We start from the raw sequence: 20,813 nt of genomic DNA, 5'->3' as shown, positions 1-20,813 counted from the left end.
ACCGATAGCTGCCGCACTTCCGCCAAAAAACAAGGGGCGCGGGAGTTATCCCGCGCCCCTTGGCGTCATGGCAAGCTTGCGTGAAGCTTACTCGGCGACCACGACCACGCGAACGGTGGCGTCGACTTCGGCATGCAGGTGCAGGTCGATGTCGTATTCGCCGGTCTGGCGAATCGGACCCTCGGGCATGCGAACTTCGCTCTTGGCGACTTCGATGCCGGCTTGACCCAGCGCCTCGGCCAGATCGCGCGGCCCGATGGAGCCGAACAGCTTGCCCTCTTCGCCAGCCTTGGCCACCAGCGACAGTTCGATCTCGGCCAGTTGGGCGGCGCGGGATTCGGCGATCGCCTTGCGCTCGGCAGCCTGGGCCTCGAGCTCGGCGCGCTGCGCTTCGAAGGCTTCCACGTTGTCCTTGGTAGCCGGCACAGCCAGGCCGTAGGGCACCAGGTAGTTGCGGCCATAGCCGGGTTTTACGGTGACCTTGTCGCCCAGGCCGCCCAGCTTGCCAATGTTGTCGAGCAGAATGACTTCCATCTCGTTAACCTCATGTCAGTCGCTGCGAGGGGCCAGACGGCCGCGGAAATCCACGAACACATCGATGAAGGCCGCCAGCAGCACGATCAAAATCATGGGCCAGGTAGTGATCAGCAATACGTAGAAAGCGACCAACCACAGCCCGTTCATACCCTTAATCCCGATGAAGCCGTGTACCAATGCAATGCCGGCTACCAGCAGCGGCACCCAGACCAGCATGGAAAGCGACGGCAACCCCAGCACCATGCCCACCACGCCGAGTACCACCAGCAGTCCGAGCTCGCGCGGCGCCAGGCGCAACGCATGGAACTCTTCGCGAAAGCCGCCGGGGTTGTAAAGCCCCGCCTGCCAGGCGCGCGCCAGCGCCAGGCAACCGATGGCGGCGATCAGCACGACCAGGCCGGTGATCCCGCCGATCAGCAGCGTGGCCAATTCCTCGGTATCGTAGCCCTGGTTGGTCAGCTCGATCAGCATGCGGTCGATCTCGGCCGACCCCTGACGCAACTGCTCCAGCAGCGGCTCGGTGCCGCCCGGCGGCACGAAGACGCCGAGCTGGATCAATGCCGCCGTTGCCAGGGTGCCGACGACCAGCGCTTCGCTCCAGCGCATGCGGGAGCGCAGCACCACCGCCATCAGCGCCACCAGCAACACGCTGGCCAGCGGTATGGCGTCGCCCTGGGTCCACCACCAGCCGGTGGGAACCGCGGCCGCCACCAGCACCGGCAAGGCCGGCGCCAGGCCACGACGTAACGTGACCAGTGCCACGATGGCGCCGCTCAGCCAGAACAGCCAGGGCACGATCGCAGCCAGCGCCGCGCCGCCTGCGGCGTAGGGCGTGCCGCGCATCAGCCATCGGGCAATCGGCAACATCGGGTCAGCGACTTACTGGTGGCTGTCGGTGTAGGGCAGCAGGGCCAGGTAGCGCGCGCGCTTGATGGCGGTAGCCAGCTGACGCTGATAGCGGGCCTTGGTACCGGTAATGCGGCTGGGTACGATCTTGCCGGTTTCGGTGATGTAGGCCTTGAGCGTGTCCAGATCCTTGTAGTCGATCTGCTTCACGCCTTCAGCGGTGAAACGGCAGAACTTGCGACGGCGGAAAAAGCGTGCCATGTAGAGACTCCTCGTTACGTGCTATCAGTTGGCTTCGGCAGTTTCTTCGGTGCGCGGCCTTTCTTCACGACGCGCACGCTTGTCGTCTGCCGGCTTCATCATCGGCGAAGCTTCGGTGATGGCTTCCTTGCAGCGCACCACCAGGCTGCGAATGATGGCGTCGTTGAAGCGGAAGATGTTCTCGATTTCCTCGAGAGTCTCGCCGCTGCACTCGACGTTCATCAGCACGTAGTGAGCCTTGTGAATCTTGTTGATCGGGTAGGCCAGGTGACGGCGGCCCCAATCCTCCAGGCGATGCACGGTACCACCGCTCTCGGTGACGATGCTGGAGTAACGCTCGACCATGGACGGCACTTGCTCGCTCTGGTCCGGGTGGACCATGAACACGATTTCGTAATGACGCATGGGGTCTCCTTTCGGGTTGGCAGCTTCCGCGTAAGGCAGTTGCACTCAAGGGAAGCAAGGAGGTGATAGTCGAAATAGCAACGCCCGCTCACGCAGGAACGGGCGCCTGCATTCTAGTGATCAGCGCCCCCAGATGCAAGGCAACGCTGCATTTGACACTCAGTTGCCTGCGCCGCCCTGACGCTGACGTACCGCCTCGAACAGGCATATGCCGGTGGCCACCGACACGTTGAGGCTGGAGACGCTGCCGGCCATGGGCAACTTGACCAGGTTATCGCAGGCTTCTCGGGTCAGGCGACGCATCCCTTTGCCCTCGGCCCCCATTACCAGTGCGGTAGGACCGCAGAAGTCGGCTTCGAACAGCAACGACTCGGCTTCTCCGGCAGTACCAGTGATCCACACGCCGAATTCCTTTAGCCGGGCCAGGGCACGCGCCAGATTCACGACCTGGTAAACCGGCACGCTCTCTGCGGCGCCGCAGGCCACCTTGCGCACCGTGGCATTGAGCGGGGCGGCCTTGTCCTTTGGCACGATCACCCCGTGCACGCCGGCGGCATCGGCACTGCGCAGGCACGCCCCGAAATTGTGCACATCGGTGACGCCGTCGAGTACCAGCAACAGCGGCGGCGTCTCATGGGGCCAGGCTTCCAGCTTGAACCAAAGGGCAGCCTCGCTCTCGAAGGCCAGCGGCGCGGCAAAGGCAACGACGCCCTGATGGGAAGCCTCCCGGGCCAGGCGATCCAGCTCGTCGCGCGAACGCAACTCGATCCGCGCTCCACCCTGCCGGGCCGTGTCAATGAGTTCGGCGAGGCGCTGGTGGGCCTCGCCTTCCTGAACCCACAGCACCCTCGGCACCTCGCCGCGCGCCAACAGGGCGCGCACCGCATGCACGCCGAAAACCGTATCCAACCCGCCCGGCGTACCCGGCGGGTTGGATGGAGAGCCTGTCACTCGCTTCCGTCCGCTGTCGCGCCTCGGCCCCTTGCGTCCAGGCGCCATCAACCGCGCGCCTTAGGCTTGCGTGGACCGCGGCGACGCTTGCCGCCCTTGCCCTTGCTGCCCTTCTCGTCAGCCTGCCCCTTGCCGGCGGCGGGCTTGGGCGTGAAAACCGCCTCGCTCTCGCCCCGGCTCTTGCGCGGCTGCCGCCTGGGGCGCGGCTTTTCGTTCTCCAGGGCGAAATCGATCTTGCGCTCGTTCAGGTCGACCCGTGCCACCTGCACCGTCACGCCATCGCCCAGGCGATAGCTCATGCCGGTACGCTCGCCCTTGAGGCGATGCTTCTCGGGCTCGTAGTGGTAGTAGTCGGAGGGTAACGAGGTCACGTGTACCAGCCCCTCGACATAGACCTCGTCGAGGCGCACGAAGATACCGAACTGGGTCACCGAGGCGATGGTGCCCTCGTAGACTTCGCCGAGCTTGTCGGACATGAACTCGCACTTGAGCCAATCTTCCACGTCGCGGGTGGCGTCATCGGCGCGGCGCTCGGTCATCGAGCAGTGCTCGCCGAGCTCGAGCATCTGCTCGAAGGTATAGGGGCACCACTTGCTGGGCGGCTCCACCGGTGCGCCCTCGGCGCGCAGCACGGTGTTGGTCTGGCGCGGCCCGCGGATCACCGAGCGTATCGCCCGATGCACCAGCAGGTCGGGATAGCGGCGAATCGGCGAGGTGAAGTGGGCGTAGGCCGGATAGGCCAGGCCGAAGTGCCCTTCGTTCTGCGGCGAGTAGACCGCCTGGCTCATGGAGCGCAGCATCACGGTCTGGATCACGTCGGCGTCCGGGCGGCCGCGAATCGCCTCGGCCAGTACCTGGTAATCCTGCGGCATGGGCTCATCGCCGCCGCCCACCGAAAGTCCCAGCTCGTTGAGGAACAGGCGCAGCTTGTCGAGGCGCTCCGGCGACGGCCGCTCATGGATGCGGTAGAGCGCCGGCAGGTCGTGCTTATCGAGGAAGCGCGCCGTAGCCACGTTGGCCGCCAGCATGCACTCCTCGATGATCTTGTGAGCATCGTTACGCTTGCGCGGCACGATCTTCTCGATCTTGCGCTCATCGTTGAAGACGATCGCCGTTTCGGTGGTTTCGAAGTCGATGGCACCGCGCTCTTCGCGGGCCTGGCGCAGCACACGATAGAGCTCGTGCAGCCCTTTCAGCGGCTTCACCAGGTCGCGATACTCTTCGCGCAAGGCGTCCGCCTCGGCATCGTCACCGTCGAGGATTGCCGCCACCTTGTTGTAGGTCAGCCGCGCATGGGAGCGGAACACCGCCTCGTAGAAGTGGTAGCGGCTGATTGTTCCGCTCTTGGAGATGTTCATCTCGCAGACCAGAGCCAGTCGGTCGACGTGCGGATTAAGGGAGCAGAGCCCGTTGGAGAGCAGTTCGGGCAGCATCGGTACAACCTGCCCGGGGAAGTAAACCGAATTGCCGCGACGGATCGCTTCCTCGTCGAGCGGCGTACCCGGGCGCACGTAGTGCGACACATCGGCGATGGCAACAAGCAGCTTCCAGCTACCGGACTTGGTCTTCCAGGCACAGACGGCGTCGTCGAAGTCCTTGGCCGTCTCGTCGTCTATGGTCACCAGCGGGACGTCGCGCAGGTCGATGCGGTGCTGCTTGTCCTGCTCGGCCACCTCAGCCGACATCCCGGCGATCTGTTCATGCACCTCGGGAGGGAACTCGGCAGGAATCTCGTAGCTGCGGATAGCGATGTCGATTTCCATCCCCGGGTCCATGCGTTCGCCGAGCACCTCGACCACTTCGCCGACCGGCTGCACCCGGGTTTCGGGCTGCTGCACGATCTTTGCCGATACCACCTGGCCGTCGCGCGCGCCTCCGCTGGCGCTGTGGGGAATGATGACCTCCTGGGTGATGCGCGGGTTCTCGGGGATCAGCACGCCGAACTCGGAGGTGTTCTCGCGGAACACGCCGACAATGGTCTGGGTATTGCGCGAGAGCACCTCGGCAATGGTGGCCTCATCGCGACCGCGACGGTCGCGACCGCTGATGCGTACCAGCACGTAGTCGCCGTGGAAGACCCGGCGCATCTGGCGCGGCGGAAGCACCAGGTCGGGTTTCTTGCCATCGTCGCGCAATACGAAGCCGAAGCCGTCGCGGTGACCCAGCACCTTGCCCTTGATCAGGTCGAGCTTGTCGATCAGCGCGTAGGCACCGGCACGATTGCGCAGCACTTGGCCGTCGCGCTCCATGGCTGCCAGGCGGCGACGCACCGCTTCCTGCAACTCCTCGTCATCGAGGCCAAGCATGCGGCTCATTTTTTCATGGGTGATCGGCTTGCCATACTCTTCCAGGCGCGCCAGCAGGTACTCGCGGCTGGGCGCCGGCTTGTCGTACTTATGGGCCTCGCGGCTGGCATGGGGATCGTCGCTGAGCGTCCAATGATTCATGCGTGGGGCATCCTTGGCAACGGAAGCAGCGTTCGGGGAAGGGCGCGGGCGAGTGGCCGCGTGCGTAGGGTGTTGCTAATGAAGTCGTTTGTCATGCCCGCAGTATAGCGCCGGTGCCGGCTCCACCCAACCATGGCGGCACGATCCAGTGACCAGGCCCGACGGGGCACGCCGAGCGTCGCCTTTACCTCTGCCTTGGCGGCCGGTGTATTTTCATCCGCCGCGCTTGCAATGGGCCATGAATTGGGTAAGATACGCGTCGCCTGCCCAGATGGCGGAATTGGTAGACGCGCTAGCTTCAGGTGCTAGTGTCCTTACGGACGTGGAGGTTCAAGTCCTCTTCTGGGCACCATCGCTTCTCGCGATGGTCGGGTAGGCGCCCTCGCTCTTTGTCAGCTCGATCGCTCGTGTTCGCCCAGGTGGCGGAATTGGTAGACGCGCTAGCTTCAGGTGCTAGTATCCTTACGGATGTGGAGGTTCAAGTCCTCTCCTGGGCACCATCCCCAGGGAACGCGAACACGACGGCAGCTACGACAGCATGATGCGCCCAGGTGGCGGAATTGGTAGACGCGCTAGCTTCAGGTGCTAGTGTCCTTACGGACGTGGAGGTTCAAGTCCTCTCCTGGGCACCACCGCTCTTACGAGCACATCGCGTCATGCAGGCTGAAGCATTGCTAGAGGGACTTTACGAATTAATAGAACCGCGACGAATCGCGGTTTTTTTGTGCCTGCGATTCGCTCGCGCAGCTATCCAATAAATCGGCGAGCGAGATGAAGCACAAGGCGCACGCAGCGCAGAAACCGGAGCCTATTGGGTTATAGGTGAGGATTTCGAGCAGCGCGCAACGAAGTGATTCGCTCGCGCAGCCATTTATTTCAGTAGCGGGCAGGCAGGCGGGCCACCTCTTCTAAAGCCCAGCCCTCCGCTACGACTTCCCCTTCCAGTACCTCGGCTAGTTCCTCAGGCAGCCGCGGGAAGAAGTCGAGCCCGGTACGCGCCTCGATTTCATCGATACTGACCAGGAACTCGTCCAGCGGCTCGTTGCCACGCACCTCCTGGGGCATGATGAAGGCCAGCGCCATGGGCTCTTCAGCCGGTACGACGATAATCTTGTAGAAGGCCTCGGGAATCTCGACGAGCCCCACCCGGCGGGTTACGTTGCCGAAAAAGTCTTCCGAGAAGACCGGCCCGGTAATCACCTGCACCACGCCAAAGCGCGGCACGACATGGTCGATCACCACCTCCTCCAGCCGCTGCCAGAGCCGGCGGTTGAGGTCGGGCCGCTGGGGCGAGATGTTGCTCATGAGGAACGATTGCTGCTGGGCCTGGCGTCCATGCACCGTGGCGATGGCGTAGTTGGGCGCCAGGTGGCCGCGGTCATACCCGCTGCCGGCATAGCTGTCGGCAGCGACCGGCCATAGGGTGCGCCAATCCTGGCGAAAGTCGGGCCGGGGGCCGGCGCGCGGGTCTTCGACCTCATGCAGCAGGTAGCTCACCCATAGCGGGTTGACGCGCACGTCCGACCAGCCCACCAGGAAACCCTCGTTGCGCAGCACGCGATGAACGGAAAGCGGGGTCAGGCTCTCCCAGGTGGGCACCCCCATCCAGCTCAGCTGGTCGCGGTACCCCTGTTCCTGTGTGTACCACAGGCCGCTACCGACCAGCACGAAGACGAAGGTCACGACGAAGCGGCGCAGTCGGGGGCGCCAACGGGGCAGCGCCGTGACACGACGCCTCGTCCTCGAACGGGCTGTAGCCATTCATCAGATCCATGCGAAGGGGCCTTCGGTCGGACGAACCGACCGAGGGCAGGATGAGTCGATCAAGCGAAGCGGCGCTTACCAGCCGAGAGAAAACATGGTTTCGAGATCGTGTCGCGAATGCACCTGCATGGCGTTGAGGGTTTCGGTATCGCGAATGCCCTCGACGGCATTGAGACGCTCGGTGACCAATTCGGCCAGGCTCTCGAAGTCACGGGTGCGGGCAATCGCCACCAGGTCGTAGCGGCCACAGGTAGAGTAGACCTCGCTGATGCCCTCGACGTCGGCGAGCCGCTCGGCTACGGCCTTGACCTGCCCCTTGTCGGTATTGATCAGGATCACGGCATTCTGCATCGGGCTCTCCCCCTCTGGAACCACCGCGGCAGGTAATTGCCGCGACCTGGCGCGAGTATAGCAGGCCAGCCACGCCGGCTGAATCCAACGCCCCCTGCCAGGCCGCCGCTTAGAGACAGGGGGGCAGGAATACCACCGGATAGCCGACGAATAGCGTCGCCCCTGACGCAAACAGGTAGTTGCCTGCCGCGGCGTGGCCAAAGAAACGCTCGCGACGCACCTCGGCCCGGCGCGCCGCTGCCAGGCTGGCCCAAGTCAACCATAACAACAGTGCCGTGGTGACCAAGGTCGACACGCCGACGATCAGGTTGATACCGGTCAACATGTCCCGCCCAGGGTCGGGGGGCGCCACCGAACAGGCCACCGACAGCCCACCGTAGATCGCCACGAACCAGATCCCCCATATCGTATGGCCGCCAACCAGGTGTATCGGATGGGTGAGCCTCAGGAGTCCCTTCATCAGTCCCCTCCCAGGATCGTCGGCAATAGCCAGATGGACACGAACAGCACCCAGTACACGGTCAGGTTGTAGTACCACAGGCGCAGCACCACCACCGGCTCCATGGGGGCCTGGGCGCCGACGAAGCCATAGCCGACCCGCGCCCCCTGCAGCAGGCAGAGCAGTGCACCCAGCAGCGCATGGATCAGCACGTAGACCAGCGCCACCAGCAGCGTGGCGTCGTGCGCGCTCTCGGTGGGGGTCAGCTCCGCCTGCCAGATGACCAGGCCCAGCAGGGCCGACTGCAGCGTGCCGAGCCCGGCGGCCAGGTACATGCCGCCGCCCAGCCCGGCATCGTTGTAACGGCGCAGCCGCCGAACCAGCTTGGCCAGCCACAGGGTGCCCAGCGTCAGAGCGATACCCGCCCCCACCAGCATCGGCATGGAGAGGGGCGAGGTGGCCGGCATCTGCCAATCGGGCGCCACGGTCCACAAGTAGAACCAGCCGAACAGCAACGAGAGGAAGAGCGACCCATTGGCCAGGTGCGAGACCGACATGGTCCACACGCCGGGGCCGTTCATGGTGCGTGAGTGCAGCGGCGGCTGGCCTGGCGCCACCGTGGGATCGGGCGCAGCCCGGGGGTGCGCGCCATTCTCCCATGACCAGCGCAGCAGCAAGATCGCCGCTACCAGCGTGGCCACGCCGGCCAGCGGGTAGAGACGGACCAGCAGGCTGATGCAGACGACCGCCAGGGCCACCGCGGCATGGAACGGCCACCAGGAGTTGGTCGGCAGGTGAATGACCTCGCGCAGCTTGCCGGTCAGCGGGTCGCTACCCCAGGTTTCGCGACGCCCATGATCGATGGTGTTGAGCCCGTGGCGCCCCTCGGTAATGGTGCGTGGCAGCGCCGGGTCGTCCCACAGCGGGTGGCGTGTCTCCAGCCGCGGCAGGCTCACGAAGTTGTAGGGCGTCGGCGGCTTGGGCATGGCCCACTCCAGGCCGTCCGAATTCCAGGGATTCTGCGGCGCCTTCCTGCCGAAGCGGAAATGCAGCGCCACGTCCAGGATCAACAGCGCCACGCCGGCCGCCATCATGAAGCCGCCTACCGACGAGATCAGGTTGTAGATATCCCAGCCCATCGCACTGTCATAAGTGAAGACGCGCCGCCGCATGCCCACGATCCCCGTCCAGTGCATGACCAGGAAGGTGATGTTGAAGCCGAGGAAGATCAGCCAGAAGCTCCACTTGCCCAGTCGCTCGGAGGGCATGCGTCCCGAAATCAGCGGCAGCCAGTAGTAGAGCCCCGCGATCAGGGGGAACAGCATGCCCCCAACCAGCACGTAGTGCATGTGGGCCACCACGAAATGCGTGTCGTGGACCTGCCAGTTGAACGGCACCAGGGCGAGCATTACCCCGGTCAGCCCGCCCAGCACGAAAATCACCAGGAAGCCGATGATCCAAAGCATCGGTAGCGACATGACCGGCCGCCCCAGCCATAGGGTGGAGAGCCAGACGAAGATCTGGATGCCGGTGGGAATCGCCACCAGCATACTCGCCGCGGAGAAGAAGGCCGTCGCCAGTTGCGGTATCCCCAGGGTGAACATGTGGTGCACCCACAGGCCGAAGCTGACGAAACCCATAATGACGATCGCCGCGACCACCCAGCCGTAGCCGACGATGGGGCGCCGGGCGAAGACGGGAAGCAGGGTCGCGACGATACCCGCCCCGGGGAGGAAGATGATGTAGACCTCAGGGTGACCGAAGAGCCAGAACAAGTGCGCCCACAGTACCGGGTCGCCGCCGCCGGCGGGATCGAAGAACGGCATGCCCGTGGCGCGCTCCAGCTCCAGCAGGATGCTGCCCAGTATCAACGGCGGGAAGCCGACCACGATCATCAGCGCCATGGCCAGGATGTACCAGGCGAACAGGGGCATCTTGTGCAGCGCCATGCCTTCGGTACGGGTACGCAGGATCGACACCACCAGCTCCACCCCGGCGGAAAGGGCCGAGATTTCCACGAAGGTGATCCCTAGCAACCAGAAGTCCGAGCCCCGGCCGGGGGAGTAGTCGCCGCTGCTGAGTGGCGTATACATGAACCAGCCGCTGGTCGGCGCCATGTCCAGCAGCAGGCTCGAGGTCAGGATGATGCCGCCGAACAGGTAGCAGAAGTAGCCGAAGGCGGAAAGACGAGGACAGACCAGGTCGCGAGCCCCGATCATCTTGGGGATCATGTAGATCGCCACCCCCTCCAGGATGGGGATGGCAAACAGGAACATCATCACCGTGCCGTGCATGGTGAAGACCTGGTTGTAGCCCTCGTGCGACATGAAGTCGTTGTCGGGGAAAGCCAGCTGGGTGCGAATCAGCATCGCCAGCAATCCGCCGATCAGAAAGTACACCGCGCCGGTAACCATGAACCGCAGACCGACGCTGGTGTGGTTGACCACGGTCAAAGCGCCCAGCCCGCGCGGATTGGCCCAGACCTCGGCCATGCCTCTGTGCAAGCGTCGTACTTCGGGAGTCAGCGTAGCGTCCTTGTTATCGCTCATGGTTCCAACGTCTCCAGCCAGGCACCGATTTCCTGCAGCGTCTCGGTATCGATATGGTTATGGGGCGGCATCCTGTTCCCGCGCTTGAGCGTCTGGTGGTGCTGTAGCCAGTAGGCGATGGCGCCCTCTTCCCTAGGCAGCACACCGGCACCCAGCGTGGGCCGGGAACCGATGTCGCTGAGATCGGGCCCCTGGATGTCATGGCTCACGTCGTCAGCGATGAGTTCCTGCGGAAAACCTGCGACCCGGTGACAGGCAGCGCAGTGCTCGCCGAACGCTTTCCGGGCTTCGTCGTGTCCCTCGCGTAGCTCGGGTGAAGTACGGCGTGCCTCCAGCCAGGCCTCGTAATCGTCACGCTCGAGTGCCTCGACGTGGAGCAGCATGTGAGTATGCTGCGCGCCGCAGAATTCGGCGCACTGTGCTCCGAACACCCCGGGTGCATCGGCACTGAGGCGAATGGTGCTATGCCGTCCGGGGATCATGTCCCGCTTGCCCCCCAGGCGCGGTATCCAGAAGGCATGGATGACATCGGCACTGGTGAGACGAAAGTCGACGGGCTCTCCTGCCGGCATCACCAGCCGGTTGGCGGTGATCACGTCGCGCTCCCCTTCCTCGCCGGGGTAACGAATTTCCCACCACCATTGGTGGCCAATCACTTCGATGCGCTCGGCCCCGTCGTCGGGAAGAGGCAGCATGCTGCGGCCGGTCGGCGCGGCGAAGACCAGCAGGGCGAGGATGCTGACCACCGGCAGCGCGATGCCGCCGCCCAGCACCCAGCGCAGCATGATGCGGCGCTCTTCGCGCGGCGTGCGCTGCGGCTGGTCGCGGCGACGGAAGGTAGACAACCAGAGGGCGTACACGCCGAGCGAGACGACAACGGTCACGGCGAGCATGGCCCACCACACCCAGAACTGTGAGCGCGCCGCCTCTCCCGCGACGTTCATGGTCGACATTTCACCGCCACACCCGGCCAATGCGCCGAACAGCGGCAAGGGGCTCCAGGCGAAACGGCGGGGGCGGTTGACCCGATGCCGGTCAAGGCGTTGAATGCCTGTGAGAGCATTGAACCGATCGCAAAGGACGCGAACATGGCTGACCAACCGAGACGCTCGATCAAGAGCCGCGCCGCCATCGCCGGCCACCCGCTTCATCCCACCCTGGTACATTTCCCCATCGCCTGCCTGATGCTGGTGGTCGGCAGCGACGTCCTCTTTCTCTTCTACGGGGACATGTTCTGGGCACGCGTCAGCCTGTGGCTTGCGGGAATAGGCGCGCTGGGTGGCTGGGTGGCCAGCATCGCCGGTCTCATCGACCTGATCACGGTCAGGCGCATACGCGAGCTGGTTCTCGGCTGGTGCCACGCCATCCTGGCCGTGATGATGCTGTCGCTGGCCTCGCTCAACTGGTTGTGGCGCCTTCTGCATCCGACCGACCTGCTGCCATGGGCCGTCGGCCTCACGCTGATGACGGCAGGGCTCATCGTATTGGCCGGCATCATCGGCGGTATGCTCGTCTACGATGAGGCCGTGGGCGTCGAGATCGACGACAAGTGAAGCGGACCATGCAGGGCGGGTCGAGTGGCGCATCGTGACTCTCCTTGTCATGCCTCAATCGAATGGCTTGCTCAGCACCAGCACCAGGACGGTGAGCATCAGCGCTGCCGACGTGGCCGCGACAAGCCCGCTGGCGGGCACCAGAAAGCGCTTGCGCTCCCGCTCCAGCCGCACGATAAGTGCCCCGCACAGGACATGGCACACCACCATCCCGCTGACGGCTGTCAGCTTCAGCACCAGCCAGCCCCCGGTCAGTTGCCCCACGATGAACAACAGGGTGCCGCTCATGATCGCCAGCAGGGCGAAGGGCGTGGCGACATGGGTGAAAAGGAAGCGCAGCAGCACCGGAACGGGTATGTCGAAAGACGATCCCTCTCGCGACCTGGCGCCAGCCAGCAGCATCGCGGGGAGATAAAGCAGAGAGGCACACCAGCACAACAGCGTGGCGATGTGCAGCACTTTGATCCACGGCATGACAGCATCCTTGCAGCAGCGGCGAGCCTTCACCCTACCCAATGTAGAGGAACGTTGCCAGATGGCCGGTTCGACTCGTCGTGAGTCACGACATCTGGTGTACGGTCGGTTAACGCGTTGACGCGGACCGCAACCGCCTGACACCGGCGGCAACACAACGAAACCAACCGCAATTGCGCTGGACCCCGAAAAAGTGTTTCCTCTGCTTAACACCTCAGAACACGATTCCCTCGACCCCGTCAGACAACCCAGGTTGGTGTGCGGTCACCCTCGTCAGCCTGGTCTGAATAGATTGTGCTTGCGCAGTGGACCGCGTCGAAGCAGGAGACCTTTCATGGCCAAGACCCCGCCCATGGGCAAACAGAACCGGCGCACTTTTCTACGCAATGGCTTGCTGAGCGTGGCCGCCCTGCCCCTGGGTATCGGCATCCTGTCACGCCAGGCTTTCGCCCAGACCTTGCCGCGGCTGGACCCCAGCAATGAACAGGCCAGGGCGCTGAACTACGTTGAAGTGGCGGAACGCGCCAGCGACCACCCCGCCTATGAAGAGGGGGAAACCTGCAGCAATTGCATGTTCTTCGAACGGCGCTCCGAAGGCTGCCAGCTTTTTCCCCAAAACAGCGTCGAGCCCGGCGGGTGGTGCCAATCCTGGGTTAGCATGGAGTAGGCGAAGCAGCCGCGGGTCCTTGCCGGCGTCCGCTGGGTCGCCGGCGCCGTCTCGGGCCAGGACTTGCTTCCATCCTTTGCTACTCTTTCGCTTCCTCGTCGGGCAGCGGCCATTGGTAGCGTCTGGCGACGCTACCATCCGTGGCGATCGACTCCAGCCTCACGGGGAACCCCCAAAGCTGATGCAAATGCCGGATCACCGGATAGACGCTGCGCCCCAGCGGCCGCCGACTGTCCTGCACATGGTGCAGCGTCAGTGACCGGTTACCGCGGATGTTGGCCTCGTAGACCTGGATGTTGGGTTCGCGAAGCGACAGCGCGTACTGCTGCGCCAAGGCCTCGCGAATGCGGCGATAGCCGCGATCGTCGTGGATGGCCTGGACTTCCAGCATCTCCTCCTGATCGTCATCGATGATGCTGAACAGCTTGAGGTCGCGTATGACCTTGGGCGACAGGAACTGCTGGATGAAGGATTCGTCCTTGAAGTTGCGCATGGCGAAGTGCACCGCCTCAAGCCAGTCGCTGCCTGCGGTATCGGGAAACCACTCGCGATCCTCGTCGGTGGGGCTCTCGCACATCCGCTTGATATCGCTGAACATGGCGAAACCCAGCGCATAGGGGTTGATGCCATTGTAGTAAGGGCTATCGAAGCCGGGCTGGCTGACCACGGCGGTATGCGATTGCAGGAACTCGAGCATGAGCCCTTCGTCCACCAAACCTTCGTCGTAGAGCCGGTTCATCAGGGTGTAATGCCAGAAGGAGGCCCAGCCCTCGTTCATCACCTGCGTCTGGCGCTGGGGATAGAAGTACTGCGCCAGCTTGCGCACGATGCGTACGATCTCGCGCTGCCAGGGGGCCAGCAGCGGGGCGTTCTTCTCGATGAAGTAGAGCAGGTTCTCTTGCGGTTCGGGCGGGTAGCGCCCTCCGCCGTGCAATCCCAGGGGGTCCTCATCCTGATCCACGCCACCAGGCAGTGCATCGGTGGGAGGCCGCCCCGGGATGGTGCGCCATAGCGTATTGACCTGGGCCTGGAGATACGCTTCGCGCTCCGCCTGGCGGCGCATCTCCTCCTCCGCGGAGATCGGTGAGGGCCGCTTGTAGCGGTCGACGCCGTAGTTCTGCAAGGCATGGCAGGCATCAAGCAGCTGTTCGACCGCCGTCACGCCATGACGCTCCTCGCATTCGGCCACGTACTTGCGGGCGAAGACCAGGTAATCGACGATCGAACCGGCGTCCGTCCAGGTCCGAAACAGGTAGTTGCCCTTGAAGAAGGAGTTGTGTCCGTAGCAGGCGTGGGCCATGACCAGCACCTGCATCATCAGCGTATTCTCCTCCATCAGGTAGGCGATGCAGGGGTCGGAATTGATCACCAGCTCGTAGGCGAGCCCCATCTGGCCGCGCCGATAAGCCTGCTCCACCGCCAGGAACTGCTTGCCGAAAGACCAGTGATGGTAGCCCACCGGCATCCCCACGCTGGCATAGGCGTCCATCATCTGCTCGGTGGTAATGATCTCGATCTGGTTGGGATAGGTATCCAGTCGATACTCGTCTGCCAGCCTGGCCAGCTCACGCTCATACGCTTCGAGGATCTCGAAGTTCCAATCGGAACCGGTGGCAATCGGCTTGCGTCGGGTCATGATGCCTCCTCGTTCACCTCAATGGGCGGCGCGGCGCTTGAACAGCTCGCGGAACACCGGGTAGATGTCTCCCGCCTCGACGATTTGACGCATGGCGAAACGGTCGGGAAACTCGGCGGCCACGGATTCGTACTCATCCCATAGCGCCTGGTGCGCATGCGGTGTGATCTCGACGTAGGTGTAGTACTGAAGGCGCGGCATCAGCGACTTGACCAATCGCTCGCGGCAGTTCACCGAGTCGTCATCCCAGTTGTCGCCGTCAGAAGCCTGGGCCACATAGAGATTCCACTGCGTGGGCGGATAACGGCGGGTAATGATCTCGTCGACCAGCGTCAGGGCGCTGGACACAATGGTGCCGCCGGTCTCGCGCGAATAGAAGAATTCTTCCTCGTCGACCTCCTTGGCTGCGGTGTGATGCCGTACGAAGACCAACTCCACCTTCTCGTAGTTGCGCTCGAGGAAGAGATAAAGCAGCAAGAAGAAGCGCTTGGCAATGTCCTTGTGGGCTTGGGTCATGGAACCGGAGACGTCCATCACACAGAACATCACCGCCTTGCTCGAAGGCTGCGGCTGGTTGACGAGATTGTTGTAGCGTAAGTCGTAGGTATCGATGAAGGGCACCGCCTCGAGACGCTTCTCGAGGCGCTCGATTTCCGTCTTGAGCTCGGCAATCCGCGACCGGTTACGCAGCACCGGATCCTTGCGCTCCTCCTCTTCCAGCGCCTCCTGTGCTTCGCGCAGTGCCCGTCGGATCGGTGCCCGCATGGCGATACGCCGGGCGTAGGCCTCGCGCATGGAGCGCACGATGTTGATACGCGACGGTACCCCGTCGCGAGTGACCCCGGCGCGTACCGGCTTTACCTCATCGAGGTCCTTGAGCGCCTTCCGCTCGAGGTGAGGCAGCTCCAACCCATCGAAGACGAAGTCGAGGAACTCCTCGCGAGTCAGGCTGAAGGCGAATTCATCCATGCCCTCGCCCTGGTTCGAGGCATTGCCCTCGCCGGAGCCGCCTCCACCGCCGCCCCCACCGGGGCGACGCAGGCGATCTCCCTCGACGAACTCCTTGTTGCCGGGGCTGACAATGGTCCGCTTGCCGCCCGGGCCGTGCTGGAACACCGGCTCCGAAATGTCGCGCGTCGGTATCGATACCTTCTCGCCGCGCTCCATGTCGGTAATCGAACGTCGATTGACGGCCTCCTCCACCGAACGCTTGATGTGCGTCCGGTAGCGGTCGAGGAAGCGTTGACGGTTCACGGCGCTCTTGTTCTTGGCGTTGGCGCGTCGATCGATGAAATAGGTCATGCTGACCTCCTGGCTCGCGCCGCTTATTGCGATTTACGCACCCGCAGATACCACTCCGAGAGCAGCCGCACCTGTTTCTCGGTATAGCCACGCTCCTTCATGCGTGCCACGAAGTCCTCGTGCTTCTTCTGGTCTGCCGTCGAAGCCTTGGCATTGAAGGAGATGACCGGCAGCAGCTCCTCGGTGTTGGCGAACATCTTGTGTTCGATGACGCCACGCAGCTTCTCGTAGGATTGCCAGCTGGGGTTCATGCCGTTGTTCTGGGCGCGCGCCCGCAGCACGAAGTTGACCACCTCGTGACGGAAATCCTTGGGGTTGGAGATGCCGGCCGGCTTCTCGATCTTCTCCAGCTCCTCGTTGAGGGCCTGGCGGTTGAACAGCTCGCCCGTCTCGGGGTCGCGGTATTCCTGATCCTGGATCCAGAAGTCGGCGTAGGTGACGTAGCGGTCGAAGATGTTCTGGCCGTACTCGGAATAGGATTCGAGATAGGCGGTCTGGATCTCCTTGCCGATGAAATCGACGTAGCGCGGCGCCAGGAACTCCTTGATGTAGCGCAGGTAGCGCTCGAAGGTCTCCTTGGGTAGATGCTCTTGTTCCAGGCGCTGCTCCAGGACGTATAACAGGTGCACGGGGTTGGCGGCGATCTCATGATTGTCGAAGTTGAACACTTTTGACAGGATCTTGAAGGCAAAGCGGGTAGAGAGGCCTTCCATGCCTTCGTCCACCCCCGCGGCATCGCGGTACTCCTGGATCGACTTGGCCTTGGGATCGGTGTCCTTCAGGTTCTCGCCGTCATAGACGCGCATCTTGGAATAAATACTGGAATTTTCCGGCTCCTTGAGGCGAGAGAGCACCGAAAACTGCGCCAGCATGCGCAGGGTGTCAGGGGCACAGGGCGCTTCGGCCAGGGAGGAGTGCTCGAGCAGCTTCTTGTAGATGTTGATTTCTTCGGTGACCCGCAGGCAGTAAGGCACCTTGACGATGTAGACGCGGTCGAGGAAGGCCTCGTTGTTGCGGTTGTTGCGAAATGCCTGCCACTCGCTCTCGTTGGAGTGCGCCAGCACAATGCCGTCGAAGGGGATCGCGCCCATGCCCTCGGTGGGGTTGTAGTTGCCCTCCTGGGTGGCGGTCAGCAACGGATGCAGCACCTTGATCGGCGCCTTGAACATCTCGATGAATTCCATCAACCCCTGGTTGGCCTTGCACAGCCCGCCGGAGAAGCTGTAGGCGTCCGGGTCGTCCTGGGAGTAGAGCTCGAGCTGGCGAATGTCGACCTTGCCCACCAGCGAGGAGATGTCCTGGTTGTTCTCGTCGCCCGGCTCGGTCTTGGAAATGGCGATCTGGTTGAGCCGCGAGGGGTAAAGGCGCACCACCTTGAACTGGGAGATATCGCCGCCGTATTCCTTGAGCCGCTTGGCGGCCCACGGCGACATGATGCTCTTCACGTAGCGCCGTGGAATACCATACTCCTTCTCGAGCAGCTCGCCATCCTCCTCGGGCGAGAACAGGCCCAGCGGCGACTCGAAGACCGGCGAGCCCTTGATGGCATAGAACGGAATGCGCTCCATCAGCAGCTTGAGTCGTTCGGCGAGCGATGACTTGCCGCCCCCCACCGGCCCCAGCAGGTAGAGAATCTGCTTGCGCTCCTCGAGCCCCTGGGCAGCGTGCCGGAAGTAGGCCACGATCTGCTCGATCGCTTCCTCCATGCCGTAGAACTCCGAGAAGGCCGGATAGCGGCGAATCACCTTGTTGGAAAAGATTCGGGAGAGCCGCGGATCCTTGGCAGTGTCGATCACCTCGGGTTCGCCGATGGCCTTCAGCATCCGCTCGGCGGCGCTGGCGTAGGCCAAGGGGTCCTCACGACACAGCTCCAGATATTCCTGCAGGCTCATTTCTTCCTGCTGGACACGAGAGAAGCGGTTCTGCACATGATCGAAGATGCTCATCGAAGCCTCCTGTTTGCCTTACCCCCCTTGACCATCGACCCTGATGGCTGCCGTGGGTTACTCACCAGCCTAGACACTTCGGGGCGCAGTGGGCGGCAAAGAATCAACGCAAGGGAAGGATAATCATGAGAACGCTGTGCGTGCCAAGGGTTCGATACGAGCAGGGCGGGAATTAAACGCTGCTTATACGCAGCAAGATTTATCCCGCAAACGGGGACAACGACAGAGGAATCCGCCACATTGAGACCGCGACAGCAGGTGAGGTTCGTCAGTGACAGGCATGCGCTACGTCCCGGCCCATGACGTCCGGCCCAATGGCCGGCCGTCACACGGGCCCGATGCCAGGCGTAGCAGCAAAAGAGATTTCTTCAGCATAGCGGTCGGAACGCGTTCTGCTCTCAACGCTGTCGCTACAGCCCCGCCGCTACCCGCGTGCCCTGGTCGATGGCACGCTTGGCGTCGAGCTCGGCAGCTTCGTCAGCGCCGCCGATCAGGTGAACCGCAACGCCCGCTTGCTTGAGCGGCTCGAGCATATCGCGCACCGGATCCTGGCCGGCACAGACCACCACGCTGTCGACCTCAAGCAGTCGTGGCTCCTCGTCATGGCGAATATGAAGGCCCGCGTCGTCGATGCCGACATACTCGCAGCCGGCCAGCGCCTCGACGCCACGATGGCGCAGCGACATGCGGTGCACCCAGCCGGTGGACTTGCCTAACCCCTTGCCGGGCTTGGAGCGCTTGCGCTGCAACAAATAGACCTGGCGCGGCGTATCGGGTCGCTCGGGCGGGCACAGGCCACCGCGCTCGGTGACGCTGAGGTCCACGCCCCATTCGGCGCACCAGGCCTCGCGATTCAGTGAGGGATGCCCCGCATGGGTGAGCAGTTCGGCCACGTCGAAGCCGATGCCACCGGCACCGATGACGGCCACGCGCTGCCCCACCCGCTCTGGATGCTGGATGGCCATGGGGTAGCTCAATACCTTGGGGTGGTCGATACCCGGCAGGTCGAGGCGCCGCGGACGGACGCCGCTTGCCAGGATCACCGCATCGAAACCGCGCAGCGCGTGCACGTCGGGCTCGCTGCCGAGCTTCACCGCGACGTCGTGCTTGGCCAGCATCACCTTGTAGTAGCGCAGCGTCTCGTCGAACTCCTCCTTGCCGGGAATCTTGCGCGCGAGGTTGAACTGTCCGCCAAGCTCACTGCTGCGCTCGAACAGTACCACGCGGTGGCCGCGACGCGCGGCGGTCAGCGCTGCCGACAGCCCCGCCGGGCCACCGCCGACCACGGCAATATCGCGCGGCGTCTCGGCCGGCTCGATGACCAGCTCGGTCTCGTGACACGCCTGGGGGTTGACCAGGCAGGAGGTGAGCTTGCCCTGGAAGGTGTGGTCGAGGCACGCCTGGTTGCAGGCGATGCAGGTGTTGATCTCGTCGTCGCGCCCCTCGTCCGCCTTGCTCACCCAGGCCGGGTCGGCGAGAAAGGGCCGCGCCATGGACACCATGTCGGCGTGCCCCTCGGCGAGCACGCGCTCTGCCACCTCGGGCATGTTGATACGGTTGGTGGTGATCAGCGGAATGGCGAGCTCGGCCTTCATGCGACGGGTCACTTCGGTGAAGGCCGCCCGCGGCACGCTGGTGACGATGGTCGGCACCCGTGCCTCATGCCAGCCGATGCCGGTGTTGATCAGGCTGGCCCCGGCGGCCTCGATGGCCCGCCCCAGCGCCACGACTTCCTCCCAGCTGCTGCCCTCTTCTACCAGATCGATCATCGACAGGCGGAAGATGATCAGGAACTCGTCGCCCACCGCTTCACGGATACGCGAGACGATCTCGACGGCGAAACGCATGCGGTTCTCGAATGGTCCACCCCAGCGGTCGTCACGCCGGTTGGTGCGCAGGCACAGGAACTGGTTGATCAGGTAACCCTCGGAGCCCATCACCTCGACACCGTCGTAGCCGGCCTCACGGGCCAGGGAGGCGCAGCGCACGTAGTCCTCGATTTGTTGCTCCACCTCATCGTCGGCGAGTTCGTGCGGCACGAACGGATTGATCGGCGCCTGGATCGGCGACGGCGCCACCAGCTCGGGGGAGTAGGCGTAGCGTCCCGCATGCAGGATCTGCATGCAAAGGCGGCCACCCTCGGCATGTACCGCCTCGACCACGCCACGGTGGTCCGCCACCTGCTCGGCCCGTTCCAGCGTGGCGGCCCCCTGGAATACCGCACCCGCCGGATTGGGCGCGATACCGCCGGTCACGATCAGGCCCACGCCCTCTCGGGCACGCTCGGCGTAGAAGGCGGCCAGGCGTTCGAAGCCGTGGGGAGCCTCTTCAAGGTTGGTATGCATGGAGCCCATCAGCACGCGGTTGGGCAGCGTCAGGTGGCCCACCTCGAGCGGACGGAACAGATGAGGATAGCGCACGCCGAACTCCTCCTTGGGGTCGAGTCACGGTTATTTTCAAACAACTGTATGATAGCCGGGCGGCAGGCGCAAAGGAAAAGAGGCAGCCGCCAGCACGAAGTGCTCATGCGCACCGGGCGAGAAGCAGAACGGAGGGAGTATAGACGATACGAAAAAGCCCCGAGCCGGAAGCTCGGGGCCAGAAATCGGATGGCGGACCGGACGGGACTCGAACCCGCGACCTCCGGCGTGACAGGCCGGCATTCTAACCGACTGAACTACCGGT

Annotated in this window: 18 protein-coding genes and 3 tRNA genes; 5 read left to right on the top strand and 16 right to left on the bottom strand. The window is 63.7% G+C overall.

Annotated elements, in window-relative coordinates; translation table 11 throughout:
• Positions 1-87: 87 nt before the first annotated feature.
• The 6 genes from rplI to rnr form a co-directional block, all read right to left on the bottom strand.
• Positions 88-534, bottom strand: a complete 447-nt coding sequence (gene rplI / locus ACOJCM_RS09475) for a 50S ribosomal protein L9 (protein ID WP_445211804.1) — start codon at positions 532-534, stop codon at positions 88-90.
• 15 nt (positions 535-549) lie between these two features.
• Complete coding sequence (locus ACOJCM_RS09470) at positions 550-1,404, bottom strand: hypothetical protein (protein ID WP_445211803.1); 855 nt, start codon at positions 1,402-1,404, stop codon at positions 550-552.
• A gap of 12 nt (positions 1,405-1,416) precedes the next feature.
• Positions 1,417-1,644, bottom strand: coding sequence for a 30S ribosomal protein S18 (gene rpsR / locus ACOJCM_RS09465; RefSeq protein WP_010629658.1), 228 nt, complete (start codon positions 1,642-1,644; stop codon positions 1,417-1,419).
• 24 nt (positions 1,645-1,668) lie between these two features.
• Positions 1,669-2,049, bottom strand: a complete 381-nt coding sequence (gene rpsF / locus ACOJCM_RS09460; RefSeq protein WP_445211802.1) for a 30S ribosomal protein S6 — start codon at positions 2,047-2,049, stop codon at positions 1,669-1,671.
• Between the two features lie 159 nt (positions 2,050-2,208).
• Positions 2,209-3,048, bottom strand: a complete 840-nt coding sequence (gene rlmB / locus ACOJCM_RS09455; protein ID WP_445211801.1) for a 23S rRNA (guanosine(2251)-2'-O)-methyltransferase RlmB — start codon at positions 3,046-3,048, stop codon at positions 2,209-2,211.
• Complete coding sequence (gene rnr / locus ACOJCM_RS09450) at positions 3,048-5,447, bottom strand: ribonuclease R (protein WP_445211800.1); 2,400 nt, start codon at positions 5,445-5,447, stop codon at positions 3,048-3,050. The genes rlmB and rnr overlap by 1 nt, the downstream gene beginning before the upstream one ends.
• Before the next feature lie 265 nt (positions 5,448-5,712).
• Between rnr and ACOJCM_RS09445 the strand changes: the two genes are divergently transcribed.
• The 3 genes from ACOJCM_RS09445 to ACOJCM_RS09435 all read left to right on the top strand — a co-directional run bounded on the left by ACOJCM_RS09445 (position 5,713) and on the right by ACOJCM_RS09435 (position 6,079).
• Positions 5,713-5,799 (top strand) — tRNA-Leu (locus tag ACOJCM_RS09445).
• A 61-nt stretch (positions 5,800-5,860) separates the two neighbouring features.
• Positions 5,861-5,947, top strand: a tRNA-Leu gene (locus ACOJCM_RS09440).
• 45 nt (positions 5,948-5,992) lie between these two features.
• A tRNA-Leu gene (locus ACOJCM_RS09435) sits at positions 5,993-6,079 on the top strand.
• A 244-nt stretch (positions 6,080-6,323) separates the two neighbouring features.
• Here the strand turns inward: ACOJCM_RS09435 and ACOJCM_RS09430 are convergent.
• The 5 genes from ACOJCM_RS09430 to coxB all read right to left on the bottom strand — a co-directional run bounded on the left by ACOJCM_RS09430 (position 6,324) and on the right by coxB (position 11,503).
• A complete protein-coding gene (locus tag ACOJCM_RS09430) occupies positions 6,324-7,208 on the bottom strand; it encodes a DNA/RNA non-specific endonuclease (RefSeq protein ID WP_445211799.1) in 885 nt (294 codons plus the stop codon).
• A gap of 78 nt (positions 7,209-7,286) precedes the next feature.
• On the bottom strand, positions 7,287-7,562 hold the full coding sequence (locus ACOJCM_RS09425) for an Lrp/AsnC family transcriptional regulator (RefSeq protein WP_043510462.1): 276 nt from the start codon (positions 7,560-7,562) through the stop codon (positions 7,287-7,289).
• Positions 7,563-7,671: 109 nt separating this feature from the next.
• Complete coding sequence (locus ACOJCM_RS09420; protein WP_445211798.1) at positions 7,672-8,022, bottom strand: hypothetical protein; 351 nt, start codon at positions 8,020-8,022, stop codon at positions 7,672-7,674.
• Positions 8,022-10,550 carry a cytochrome c oxidase subunit I gene (gene ctaD / locus ACOJCM_RS09415; RefSeq protein ID WP_445211797.1) on the bottom strand — a complete coding sequence of 843 codons (2,529 nt, stop codon included), beginning with the start codon at positions 10,548-10,550 and terminating at the stop codon, positions 8,022-8,024. Before ctaD ends, ACOJCM_RS09420 begins: the two co-directional genes overlap by 1 nt.
• Complete coding sequence (gene coxB, locus ACOJCM_RS09410; protein WP_445211796.1) at positions 10,547-11,503, bottom strand: cytochrome c oxidase subunit II; 957 nt, start codon at positions 11,501-11,503, stop codon at positions 10,547-10,549. The genes ctaD and coxB overlap by 4 nt, the downstream gene beginning before the upstream one ends.
• 135 nt (positions 11,504-11,638) lie before the next feature.
• Between coxB and ACOJCM_RS09405 the strand changes: the two genes are divergently transcribed.
• A complete protein-coding gene (locus tag ACOJCM_RS09405) occupies positions 11,639-12,103 on the top strand; it encodes a DUF2231 domain-containing protein (protein ID WP_445211795.1) in 465 nt (154 codons plus the stop codon).
• 54 nt (positions 12,104-12,157) lie between these two features.
• Here ACOJCM_RS09405 and ACOJCM_RS09400 read toward each other — a convergent pair whose 3' ends face one another.
• The gene (locus tag ACOJCM_RS09400) at positions 12,158-12,577 is read right to left on the bottom strand and encodes a CopD family protein (RefSeq protein WP_445211794.1); all 420 of its coding nucleotides are present in this window, start codon (positions 12,575-12,577) and stop codon (positions 12,158-12,160) included.
• 352 nt (positions 12,578-12,929) lie between these two features.
• On the opposite strand from ACOJCM_RS09400, the gene ACOJCM_RS09395 reads away from it, so the two are divergent.
• Positions 12,930-13,244 (top strand): high-potential iron-sulfur protein, encoded by a 315-nt coding sequence (locus ACOJCM_RS09395; RefSeq protein WP_445212071.1) that lies wholly within the window; start codon positions 12,930-12,932, stop codon positions 13,242-13,244.
• A gap of 79 nt (positions 13,245-13,323) precedes the next feature.
• On the opposite strand, the gene ACOJCM_RS09390 is transcribed toward ACOJCM_RS09395, so the two are convergent.
• From ACOJCM_RS09390 to ACOJCM_RS09375, 4 genes are all read right to left on the bottom strand, one after another.
• Positions 13,324-14,880 carry a SpoVR family protein gene (locus ACOJCM_RS09390; protein WP_445211793.1) on the bottom strand — a complete coding sequence of 519 codons (1,557 nt, stop codon included), beginning with the start codon at positions 14,878-14,880 and terminating at the stop codon, positions 13,324-13,326.
• A gap of 18 nt (positions 14,881-14,898) precedes the next feature.
• Entirely contained in the window at positions 14,899-16,182 is a 1,284-nt protein-coding gene (locus ACOJCM_RS09385) for a YeaH/YhbH family protein (RefSeq protein ID WP_445211792.1), read from the bottom strand.
• A 23-nt stretch (positions 16,183-16,205) separates the two neighbouring features.
• Positions 16,206-18,128: a PrkA family serine protein kinase gene (locus ACOJCM_RS09380; RefSeq protein ID WP_445211791.1), complete on the bottom strand. Its 1,923-nt coding sequence runs from the start codon at positions 18,126-18,128 to the stop codon at positions 16,206-16,208.
• 410 nt (positions 18,129-18,538) lie between these two features.
• A complete protein-coding gene (locus tag ACOJCM_RS09375; RefSeq protein WP_445212070.1) occupies positions 18,539-20,482 on the bottom strand; it encodes an FAD-dependent oxidoreductase in 1,944 nt (647 codons plus the stop codon).
• Positions 20,483-20,813: the final 331 nt, after the last annotated feature.

Source organism: Billgrantia hypersalina, assembly GCF_052584175.1.
The sequence above is the reverse complement of the archived record's forward strand: the minus strand, read 5'-3'. Positions and strand labels throughout refer to the sequence as shown.